Consider the following 11,523-nt stretch of genomic DNA (forward strand, 5'->3'; position numbering starts at 1 on the left):
TCAAACTAACATGGGGATAGCAAAGGTAAACTCCGACCGGGTGGCCGGAGTTTTAAGGCTTATTTAGCGGCTTTAACTACGCGCGCTAACTTAGTTACCGCTTCTTTAGGGTCACCGTCTGGATCATTAAAGAAGTTAGTCACTACATCGTAAATGGCACCTTGAACGTAACCAGTAGTGGCTAGGCCATGCGCCATGCTTGGCACTAGGTCGCCCGATTGGTTACTGGCTTTAAAGGTCGCCATTGAATCCAAGGCACAACTGTCAAATTTGCTCATATCCATATCGGTACGTACTGGAATAGAACCTTTGTTTAAGTTAAATACTTCTTGGAATTCTGGAGTAAGGATAGTTTTAGCTAGGGCTTTTTGCGCTTTAACATTATCGGCGTTGCTTAGTTCAAACATGGCGAAGCTGTCGATGTTAAAGGTAAATTGGCCGTCGGTACCGGGTGCTGGTAAACAAACGAAGTCTTTGCCTGGTACTTTGCCTGCAGCAACAAATTCGCCTTTCGCCCAGTCGCCCATAATTTGCATACCGGCTTGGCCATTAATTACCATGCTGGTGGCAATGTTCCAATCACGGCCTGGTGAGTCGCTATCGATGTAGTTACTCATTTTTTTGAATACCGTAAATACTTCAACCATTTTGTCGCTGCTAAGCACTGCATCGTCGTGCATCACAAACGCTTTGTTGTAGTCTTCAGAACCTAAGATGTCTAAAGCCACGGCTTCAAATACTGTGGCGTCTTGCCAAGCTTGGCCACCGTGAGCTAATGGGATAATACCAGCCGCTTTAAGTTTTTCTGCAGAAACAAAAAACTCATTCATAGTAGTAGGGATTTTAGCGCCCGCTTTTTCAAATACTGCTGGGTTAGCCCATAACCAGTTTACGCGGTGCACGTTTACCGGAACGGCTACGTAGTCGCCGTTAAACTTCATTACATTGGTAACCACAGCCGGAACCGCATCGTCCCATTCTTCGGCTTTAGCTACGTCATTCAGGTTACTTAAAAATCCAAGGTCTGCCCATTCTTGAATGTCGTGACCTTTGATTTGAGCTGCTGCTGGTGGGTTACCAGAGATCGCGCGAGTTTTTAGTACTGTCATCGCACTTTCACCACCGCCGCCAGCTACGGCAAAGTCTTTCCAAGAATGCCCTTGGGCTTCTAACATTTCTTTTAGCACGCCTACAGATTTGGCTTCACCACCTGAAGTCCACCAGTGAAGAACTTCTACTTCCCCTGCATAAGCAAGGTTAATAGCGCTAGTAAGTGCCAGGGTAGAGGCGAGAGTTGCAAATTTACGCATATTGATGCCTTTGTTATTTTTTTGTGAATTCCATTCCTTATTTCACCAATCTTACTGCGCTGATTGGCTACTAAATAGACTAGATGAAACAGCTTGATAACAAAGTAACCTTTTGTAACGAAGTTGTTACAAAAGGCTTATTTAATGTGAGGCAGTTGGAGTTTTACTTCTAAACCCCCTTGAGGGAGGTTTTGTAGGGTGATGTCACCACCATGAGCATGGGCAATATTGCGGGCAATACCTAGGCCTAAACCAGAGCCAGAATCGTCTTTGCTTAATCGTACGTAGGGGTTAAATACTTCTTTAATTCGCTCTTCCGGAATACCAGGGCCATGGTCAACAAATAGCAAACAAAGCTCGGCATCATCATCGAGCAAATAAATCTCAATATCGTTGCCGTACTTAATGCCATTTTCTACAAGGTTGCTGATGCAGCGCTTTATCGCTAGCGGTTTTCCGCGATAAGGATTGTCGGTTTCACCAAATACCACTACCTTGCCTAAGAACGGTTCAATGCAGTGTTTTAAGTGAGTCATTATATTGATATCACTTAAGTTTTCATGAATGTCGGTATCTTTAACTGTTTGCAGAGCACCTTTTGCCATGATCTCTAACTCGTCTAAATCACGGTTAAAGGCATCAATTATTTTCTCATCGTCAAGTAATTCTGCGCGCAAGCGTAGCCGGGTAATCGGCGTTTTTAAGTCGTGAGAAATAGAGCGAAATAATAATTCTCGGTCTTCAATATAACGCTTCAGTTTACCCTGCATAGTATTAAAGGCGCGGGTAGCTTTGCGAATTTCATCGCTGCCTTCTTCCACCAATGGCGGTTGAAATAAATCGATGGTTAAACGTGAAGCCGCTTTAGCCAAACGACGCAGTGGGCGAGTTTGACGGCGAACTAAGATAAAGGTGAACAGTAGCAAGAAAAAAGTCATCAAGGCGATGAACATGATGCGATCTTGCGGTAACAGGTTGTCTTGCAAGGTCATGTAGGGCGCGGGCAGCAATGCTGCTAAATAAATCCACTCGCCACTTTCTAGCTCGATTTGAGTCACTAAAATAGGTGGATTAAGCGGTTGAACTTGCAGAGTATGTGATGCCCAAGAAGAAGGTAAGTCTTTAAGTAATATATCGTTTTTGAGTACATGCAGCTTGTCGGGCATGGAAAAGTCTACATCAATCATTGGGCTGCGATTGAGCTCGCGATGTAATACTTCGCCCACGGTTTGAATCACAATGTTTTTACGGTGACTATCGGGGATGGAGTCAATGTGAATGTATTCTTGATTGAGTGAAACAAAGAAGCGGGTGCCGCCCATTTTGCGCAACTGATTAAGCACAATGTGGCGATATTCAGAAGGTAAAGACTCAAAAAAGGTCACCGTAGAGGCCAAACTCAAGGCTAAGTTTTGGGAGGTTGAACGTAAGCCATCAGACTCGGATTGGCGCAACTGGTAAAACCAAATAAAGCTACTTGCACCCTGCGCTAGGCCAATTGCTAATAGCAATAGCAGTAGCATTCTCGCTAATAATGAGTTGGGCTTTATTCTATTTAAGAAGGCCTTAAACTTCATGGCTCACTTGCGTCACCATCATATAACCAACACCGCGAATAGTTCTAATTAAGCGGGTATTACTGCCATCGTCTTTGAGGCGCTGGCGCAAACGAGAAATTTGTACATCTATACCACGCTCCATTGGCAAGCTTTCGCGGCCGCGGGTGGCATCGCTAATGGTATCGCGATCCAGGGTTTCGTTGGGGTGCTGCAAAAACAGTTGTAACAGGCGGTAGTCACTACTTGATAGTTCGAGCTTATCCCCGTCTTCATGTTCAAGCTGCTGAGTTTGGCTATCTAGCCGCCATTGGCCAAAGCGAATGTAGCGGGTATTTTGTTGCGCATTCGCGGTAACTTGAGAACGGCGCAACAAGGCTTTTACACGTGCTAATAATTCACGAGGGTTAAAGGGTTTACCAATGTAATCATCTGCGCCTAACTCTAAACCTACAATACGGTCCATTTCGTCGGAGTTGGCAGTAAGCATAATAATTGGCACATTTGAGGTACGACGAATTTTTTGGCAAAGGGTGAAGCCGTCGTCGCCGGGTAACATAATATCAAGAATGATTAACTCAGGGTCGTTGCTCTCTAGCAATTTTGCCATCTCTTCACCGTCGTTGGCGCTAATCACGTCAAAACCTGACTTACTTAAATATTGTTCAAGTAAGCTGCGAATTTCTAAGTCATCATCCACTACCAATAACTGTTTAGCTATAACCATGAGCCTCAATTCTGTTTTTCGAAGAGTTTATGGCCTAAGAATAACAAACAACGGGCTTGGGAAAAACGCTTGCTCTGTTTAAGCAAAAAAAATGGGAGCTTAATGCTCCCATTCACAGCTATTTTTTACACTTTATGGTCGCTCAAACACTGTCGCGATGCCTTGGCCTAAACCAATACACATAGTGGCAACACCCAGTTTGGCGTCTTTGGCTTCCATAAGGTTGATTAGCGTTGTAGAGATTCGCGTGCCAGAACAGCCCAAAGGATGACCTAAAGCAATGGCGCCACCGTTTAGGTTTACCTTATCGTCTACTTGGTCCATCAAGCCTAAGTCTTTAACGCAAGGTAGAGACTGTGCAGCAAAGGCTTCGTTAAGTTCGAATAAATCGATATCTTCAACTTTTAGACCGGCACGTTTAAGTGCTTTTTGGGTCGCTGGCACTGGGCCGTAACCCATAATCGACGGATCGCAGCCCGCAATGGCCATAGAGCGTACTTTGGCGCGAACCGTTAATCCAAGCTCAGCGGCTTTTTCTGCCGACATCACTAACATGGCCGATGCGCCGTCTGACAATGCTGAAGAGGTCCCCGCGGTTACTTTACCGTTAGCTGGGTCAAATACCGGACGTAGTTGAGACAATCCTTCTGCTGTGGTTTCTGGGCGAATCACTTCGTCTGTTTCAATTAACTTCAAGGTACCGTCGGCATCGTGGCCTTCAACTGGGAATATTTCGCTGGCAAAGCGACCTTCTAGCGTCGCTTGGTGAGCCAAGCGATGTGAGCGGGCGCCAAATTCATCCATCGCTTCACGGCTAATGCCGTGCATTTGCGATAGCAATTCGGCGGTTAAGCCCATCATGCCCGCTGCTTTTGCGACTGATTTAGCCATGCCAGGGTGAAAGTCTACCCCGTGATTCATTGGCACGTGGCCCATGTGTTCAACACCACCTACGATGAATACATCACCTTGGTCGGCCATAATGGCGCGTGCGGCATCGTGCAAGGCTTGCATCGACGAACCACATAAACGGTTTACGGTGACAGCTCCGGTTGAATGCGGCAAGCCGGCTAACAATGCGGCATTACGCGCAACGTTAAAGCCTTGCTCTAAGGTTTGTTGCACACAACCCCAGTAAACATCTTCAATGTCATTGGGATCGAGCTTAGGGTTACGCTCTACCAAGCCTTTCATTAGCTGAGCAGATAAGTCTTCGGCACGTACATTTCTAAAACACCCGTTTTTAGAGCGGCCCATAGGAGTACGAATACAATCTACAATCACTACTTCTTTCATTTTATATTCCTCCATTAACCTTGCTTGCCGTAGTAAGTTTCGCCCGCCGCTGCTTTAGCGCGGAGGCCGTCGGTAACTTGGTAAAGTGGACCAAGTTCAGCGTATTGATCTGCAAGAGCTACGTAGTTATCTAACCCCATGGTATCTAGGTAGCGGAATACACCACCTCGGAATGGAGGGAAGCCTAAGCCATAAACCAGTGCCATATCGGCTTCGGCAGGGCTTTGAATAATGCCTTCTTCTAAACAGCGCACCACTTCGTTAATCATTGGAATCATCATGCGGGCAATAATCTGCTCACTGCTGTAGTCGTAACGTTCTTTACAAATTTTGGTGAGCAAATCATAGCTGGCCGGATCGGCATCTTTCTTCGGTTTACCTCGGCGGTCTTTGGTATAGGCGTAAAATCCTAAGCCATTTTTCTGGCCAAAGCGTTCAGCTTGGTACATAACATCAATCGCATCTTCGCCGGTTTTGCTCATGCGCTCAGGGAAGCCGTTAGCCATTACTGCGCCAGCATGGTGGCCGGTATCAATACCTACCACATCAAGCAGGTAAGCTGGGCCCATTGGCCAACCGAATTGCTTCTCCATGATTTTGTCTACTTTTACAAAATCAGCACCATCTTGAAGTAGGCGAGTAAAACCAAAGAAGTAAGGGAACAATACACGGTTTACAAAAAAGCCTGGGCAGTCATTAACTACCACCGGGGTTTTGCCCATTTTGGCAGCGTAAGCCACCACGCTATCGATGGTTTCTTGAGAGGTTTTTTCACCGCGAATAACTTCAACCAATGGCATACGATGCACTGGGTTGAAGAAGTGCATGCCACAGAATTTTTCTGGGCGGGCTAGGTTCTTAGCCAATAGCGAAATAGGAATAGTGGACGTATTTGAGGCCACAATGGTGTCGGCAGAGACTTTCTGTTCCACCTCTTGCAACACAGCTGCTTTGATTTTTGGATTTTCAACCACTGCTTCAACCACGATGTCGCTATTAGCGATAGACTCATAATTTAAGCTTGGGTTAATGGCTGAAAGGATTTTGCCCATTTTCAAACCATCTATGCGACCACGCTCTAACTGTTTGTTGAGTAACTTGGTTGCTTCATTCATGCCAAGCTCTAGTGCTGCTTGGTTAATGTCTTTCATTACCGCAGGTACGCCGCGGCTAGCGCTTTGATAAGCGATACCGCCACCCATAATGCCTGCGCCCAATACTGCGGCTTGATTAATGGCTTGGGCATTTTTAGCTGCCTTTTTAGCTAAGCCTTTTAGTTGTTGATCGTTTAGGAAGATACCAACTAGGGCTTGAGCAACATCTGATTTTGCCAAACCAATAAAGTATTTGCCTTCTAAGGCCAAAGCTTCTTTACGTCCGCAAACTGCTGCCTTTTCCATGGTTTTAACTGCAGTGATAGGAGCGGGGTAGTGTGGGCCCGCTTTTGCGATAACCATGCCTTTAGCGCAGTTGAAGCTCATCATCGCTTCGATTTTGTTTAATGCGAGGGGCGATAGTTTAGCTTGGCGACGATTCTGCCAATCAATTTTTTCACTGATGGCATCTTGCAGCATGGCTAAGGCCGCATCATGTAATCGTTCTGCGGGGACAACAGCGTCTACCATGCCAAATTTTTGGGCTTCTGCTGCTTTGTAGTTTTTACCGGTAGTAATCCATTCCATGGCGTTATCGGCACCAATTACTCGGGGTAATCTCACTGTGCCACCAAAGCCAGGCATAATGCCTAGTTGGGTTTCGGGTAAGCCTATACGTGCGCTAGGCTCGGCAATACGTAAATCTGTAGAAAGGATAAATTCGCAGCCGCCACCAAGTGCGTAACCGTTAATCGCGGAAACCGTAGGTACAGGCAGATCTTCTAGGGCGTTAAAAATGTCATTGGCTTTGGTGAGCCAAGCGCCTAGCTCTTCTTCTGGTAGTGCAAACAAACCCAAAAACTCGGTGATATCAGCACCAACAATGAAGGCGTCTTTTGCCGAACTAAGCAATAAGCCTTTTAGTTCTGTTTGCTGTTGCAACGCGCTAATAGCTTCATTTAGCGATACTAAAGTGCTTTTATCTAGCTTATTTACACTTCCTTGCTTGGCATCGAATGTTAGTTCAGCGATACCGTCGGCAATATAACGAACACTAAGGTTCTCGCCTTGATATATCATTCTGCTCTCCTTGTGGCTGGTGTGCATTGCACCAGTTTTGTGTAGGGGTTAGAGATAAACTTGTAATCAATTTGTTACTCAAACATTAAAGCAAATATAACACCCATTTAAAACACTTGTTTGATATTTTGTTGCTCGCCGCACAAAACCGCTTATGAGTGGCTGGCTTATATCCTTAATAAATCATCAATTAACTGCTCTAGATCCAACTATATGTTTATTAAATGCGCTATAACTAAATAGCTAATTAATAGTCGTAGAGAGGGTGCTATGCCAACTATTCATCAACTGTTTTCTCAGCATATTGAACAATTGCAGCAGCGGGTTGCAGATGTATTAGAGCGTGAGGAGCTCGACGCCTTAATCATTCACTCCGGTTACCCTCTACGAACCTTTTTGGATGATCAGCATTATCCTTTTAAAACTAACCCGCATTTCAAACATTGGCTGCCGCTTACAGAGCATCCACATTGTTGGTTGGTGGTTGATGGTACAAGCAAGCCGGTACTGATTTATCATCAGCCAAGTGACTATTGGCATAAAACGGCAGGTGACCCAGAGGGCTTTTGGGTAGATAGTTTTGAGATTAAGCGGATGGCTAATCCGCAAGATATTGAGCCCTTCCTGCCAGTTAAGCGACAACGTTGTGCCTACATCGGCGAGCATCCAGAGTTAGCCGAGGCTTTGGATATTGGGGAGCGAAACCCAGAATCGGTACTTAACTACCTGCATTATTACCGCGCTTACAAAACCGACTACGAGCTCGAATGCATTCATGAGGCAAACCGTCGAGCGGTTAAAGCCCACCTTAGCGCTAAAGAGTTGTTTTTCGCTGGTGCATCAGAGTTTGAAATTAACTTAGCTTATTTAGCCAGCTTGGGGAAAAGTGAATACTCACTTCCGTATTCAAACATAATTGGCATGAATCAAAATGCGGCGATTCTTCATTACACCGCTTTAAGTGCTAGTAAGCTTGCCGAGAAACAGCATTATTCAATGTTGATTGATGCTGGCGCTGAGTATCGGGGGTACGCGGCAGACATCACCCGCACCTATGCTTACCGTAAAGGGCTGTTTGCTGAGTTGGTGGCTGAAATGGACAAACTGCAGCTGGCTTTGATTACTGATTTAAAACCCGGGTATCGCTATACCGACCTGCATTTTAAAGCGCATCGACAGTTGGCCAAGCTGCTGGTGGATTTTGAGTTTGTATACTGTAGTGCCGCTGCCGCCGTGGAAAAAGGCATTACACGTTGTTTTTTCCCACATGGTTTGGGTCATCACTTAGGATTGCAAGTGCATGACGTTGGTGGTTTTATGCAAGATGAAGACGGCGATGTACAAGCTGCACCGGCCAGTGATCCGTTTTTGCGCTGTACTCGCATGATTGAACCACGCCAAGTGCTTACCATAGAGCCCGGTTTATATTTTATCGAAAGCTTGTTAACCGAATTGGCCGAATCAGAGCATACTCGCTTGATTAATTGGGCAAGGGTTGATGAAATGCGTCGCTTTGGCGGTATTCGTATAGAAGACAATGTTGTGGTTACCGCGCTGGCTTGTAACAACCTAACGCGAGAGCAAAATTGGCAATAGCAGTAAATGATTATTTTAAACCGCAGCAAACGGTGAGCTGCGAAGAGTTAATCAAACGTAGCCGTTTTATTAGCTTGATTATTCCAGTTGCTAATCGCCAACAAGCACAGCAACAATTAGAAGAGATTAAACAATTACATCCACAAGCGCGTCATCATTGTTGGGCTTTTGTGGCTGGTCACCCTAACGATAGCCAATGTTTGGGTTTTAGCGATGATGGCGAACCCTCGGGTACGGCGGGTAAACCTATGTTAGCCCAATTGCAGGGAAGTGGCTTAGGTCAAATTCTGGCGGTGGTTGTTCGCTATTCAGGTGGCATTAAACTTGGTACTGGTGGTCTGGTTAAAGCTTATGGTGGTGGTGTTCAGCAGGCATTAAAGTTAGTTGAATCTGAGCGAGTGGTAGCTTGTGGAGAGTGCAGCTTGGAATTTGATTATGCCTATACAGCCCAAGTAGAGAGTATGCTCGAGCGCCATCGTGCGGTTAAGCTTGATACTCAGTTTTCTAGCCTAGCGCAGATGCAGGTTAGTTTACCGCTTAGTGAATATGCAGCTTTCAAACAACAGCTGATTAACCTCTCAAGTGGGCAGATTAAGGTAGGGAAGCTGCTGTCTTAAGTTGTCTTGTGCAACGCTTTACTTCAAGATATGCAGCATTAACTTTATTTAGAAAGAGATACGACACGGATGCAGATCAGAGCGATTATTAGGATCGTTGGACTTCTAGTAATGCTATTTAGTCTCGCTATGATCGTTCCGGCTATTGTCGCTGCGGTATATAAAGATGGTGCTGGTAAGGCCTTTATGGCCGCCTTTGCACTGTGTGTTAGCGCTGGTTTTCTATTGTGGTTCCCACAACGGCATCAAAAGACTGAGCTTAAAGCCAAAGAAGGCTTTCTCATTGTTGTTCTATTCTGGACAGTGCTGGGCAGCGTAGGTGCGCTGCCGTTTATTCTTACCGAAAACCCTAACATGTCGGTTACCGACTCCTTCTTCGAATCGTTTTCTGGCTTAACCACAACCGGTGCCACGGTGATCGTTGGTATCGAAAACCTGCCTAAAGGTATTTTGTTTTACCGGCAAATGCTGCAATGGTTGGGTGGAATGGGCATCATTGTATTAGCGGTTGCAGTATTGCCTATTCTTGGGGTTGGGGGCATGCAGTTATATCGCGCCGAAATTCCTGGTCCAGTTAAAGACAAAAAGATGACCCCCAGAATTGCCGAAACCGCCAAGGTGCTTTGGTACATCTATTTGTTTCTCACGATTAGTTGTACGGTGGCATTTTGGTTGGCAGGCATGTCGATGTTTGATGCGATTTGTCACGCTTTTTCCACCATTGCTATTGGTGGCTTTTCTACTTATGACGCCAGCCTTGGTCACTTCGATAGCTCTCTCATTAATACCATCTGTGCGGTGTTTCTTATTATCTCCGGGATTAATTTCTCTTTACACTTTGCCGCGGTAAATGGTCGCAACATAACCTTTAAGTACTATTTTCTCGACCCAGAATGCCGAGCGTTTTTCTTTATCCAGATTAGCTTAACTCTAATTTGTGTGGCTATTTTATTAGCCCAGCAAGTCTATAGCTCACCCACGGTTGCGCTAGACCAAGCATTTATTCAATCTGTGTCCATCTCAACGACAGCTGGTTTTACTACCACCAGTTTCTCTGAGTGGCCGTTGTTTTTGCCTGTATTGTTAGTATTTTCTAGTTTTATTGGTGGCTGCGCTGGTTCGACCGGTGGCGGCTTAAAGGTAATCCGGGTATTTCTTTTAAGTCTGCAGGGCATGCGAGAGCTAAAACGCTTGGTTCACCCGCGTGCGGTTTATCAAATTAAGTTGGCAAATAAAGCCTTGCCCGACCGAGTATTAGAAGCGGTATGGGGCTTCTTCTCTGCCTATACATTAGTGTTTGTTATTTGTATGTTGGGGCTTATAGCGTCAGGTATGGATGAGCTATCGGCATTTTCAGCAGTGGTGGCTTGTTTAAACAACCTTGGTCCGGGGCTTGGTCAAGTAGCGGTGCACTATTCAGATATAAGCGACGCCAGCAAATGGGTATTGCTAATTGCTATGCTATTTGGCCGCCTAGAAGTGTTTACCTTATTGGTACTATTTACCCCAGTGTTTTGGAAAAGTTAATCATGAAGTTGTTAGTATTATATTCAAGCTGCGAAGGACAAACCTTAAAGATTGCTAAACATATTGTGTTTCAGCAAGCAGGTGAGGTAGCGGCTGATTACATACAGATAGATAGTAATCAACAAAATCTAGATTTAACGGCCTATGACAAAGTACTCATTGGCGCATCCATTCGTTATGGCAAATTCAGGCCGCAACTTTACTCGGTGTTAGCCGAGTACCAAAACCAATTGGCTAATGTACCTGTAGCGTTCTTTGGTGTGTGCCTTACCGCCCGCAAGCCTGAAAAAAACACCCCCGAAACAAGTGTATATATGAAGAAGCTAAACCTTAATGCCGCTTGGATGCCTAAATTGCAAGCTGTGTTTGCGGGTGCATTGCTTTATTCAAAGTACACTTGGTGGCAAGCGCTGCTTATTCAATTCATCATGAAAATGACCGGTGGTAGCACCGACAAAAGCCAAGACCTAGAGTTAACTGATTGGGCGAAGGTAGATGAATTTGCTACTCAGTTCGCAAAACTGGATAAATAATCAGCGAAATCTATAGTTTTTGTGTGGATTTGCACAAGCTTTAACCACTTAAACAAAAATCCTAATGTTTCTTCAAAAAACGCTTGCGCCGCGGGAATCGATCCCTATAATGCACCTCCACTGACACGGCACGCAGCGCGCTAAAGCGAAGCAAGGCTACGTCAGGGTTGGCAAGGCCTAGGGCTGA

General features: G+C 45.4%; 9 protein-coding genes. 4 read left to right on the forward strand and 5 right to left on the reverse strand.

Translation table 11 applies throughout. The features are described 5' to 3' along the window. Positions 1-59: 59 nt before the first annotated feature. From ACYFDN_RS15200 to fadB, 5 genes are all read right to left on the reverse strand, one after another. Positions 60-1,310, reverse strand: coding sequence for an ABC transporter substrate-binding protein (locus tag ACYFDN_RS15200; protein WP_483511781.1), 1,251 nt, complete (start codon positions 1,308-1,310; stop codon positions 60-62). Positions 1,311-1,447: 137 nt separating this feature from the next. Next, a complete protein-coding gene (locus ACYFDN_RS15205) occupies positions 1,448-2,887 on the reverse strand; it encodes an ATP-binding protein (protein WP_016400296.1) in 1,440 nt (479 codons plus the stop codon). Continuing rightward, positions 2,877-3,593, reverse strand: a complete 717-nt coding sequence (locus tag ACYFDN_RS15210; RefSeq protein WP_016400297.1) for a response regulator — start codon at positions 3,591-3,593, stop codon at positions 2,877-2,879. Before ACYFDN_RS15210 ends, ACYFDN_RS15205 begins: the two co-directional genes overlap by 11 nt. 132 nt (positions 3,594-3,725) lie before the next feature. Beyond that, the gene (fadA, locus tag ACYFDN_RS15215; RefSeq protein ID WP_016400298.1) at positions 3,726-4,889 is read right to left on the reverse strand and encodes an acetyl-CoA C-acyltransferase FadA; all 1,164 of its coding nucleotides are present in this window, start codon (positions 4,887-4,889) and stop codon (positions 3,726-3,728) included. Positions 4,890-4,903: 14 nt separating this feature from the next. Further along, positions 4,904-7,063 carry a fatty acid oxidation complex subunit alpha FadB gene (gene fadB / locus ACYFDN_RS15220; RefSeq protein WP_483511782.1) on the reverse strand — a complete coding sequence of 720 codons (2,160 nt, stop codon included), beginning with the start codon at positions 7,061-7,063 and terminating at the stop codon, positions 4,904-4,906. A gap of 270 nt (positions 7,064-7,333) precedes the next feature. Between fadB and pepQ the strand changes: the two genes are divergently transcribed. The 4 genes from pepQ to hemG all read left to right on the forward strand — a co-directional run bounded on the left by pepQ (position 7,334) and on the right by hemG (position 11,336). Beyond that, positions 7,334-8,659 (forward strand): Xaa-Pro dipeptidase, encoded by a 1,326-nt coding sequence (gene pepQ / locus ACYFDN_RS15225; protein ID WP_483511783.1) that lies wholly within the window; start codon positions 7,334-7,336, stop codon positions 8,657-8,659. Beyond that, positions 8,650-9,276 (forward strand): YigZ family protein, encoded by a 627-nt coding sequence (locus ACYFDN_RS15230; RefSeq protein ID WP_338622946.1) that lies wholly within the window; start codon positions 8,650-8,652, stop codon positions 9,274-9,276. Before pepQ ends, ACYFDN_RS15230 begins: the two co-directional genes overlap by 10 nt. Before the next feature lie 69 nt (positions 9,277-9,345). Next, positions 9,346-10,803 (forward strand): TrkH family potassium uptake protein, encoded by a 1,458-nt coding sequence (locus ACYFDN_RS15235; RefSeq protein ID WP_051147556.1) that lies wholly within the window; start codon positions 9,346-9,348, stop codon positions 10,801-10,803. A gap of 2 nt (positions 10,804-10,805) precedes the next feature. Beyond that, entirely contained in the window at positions 10,806-11,336 is a 531-nt protein-coding gene (gene hemG / locus ACYFDN_RS15240; protein ID WP_483511785.1) for a menaquinone-dependent protoporphyrinogen IX dehydrogenase, read from the forward strand. Positions 11,337-11,523 lie beyond the last annotated feature (187 nt).

This window comes from Agarivorans sp. D1326 (assembly GCF_056958115.1).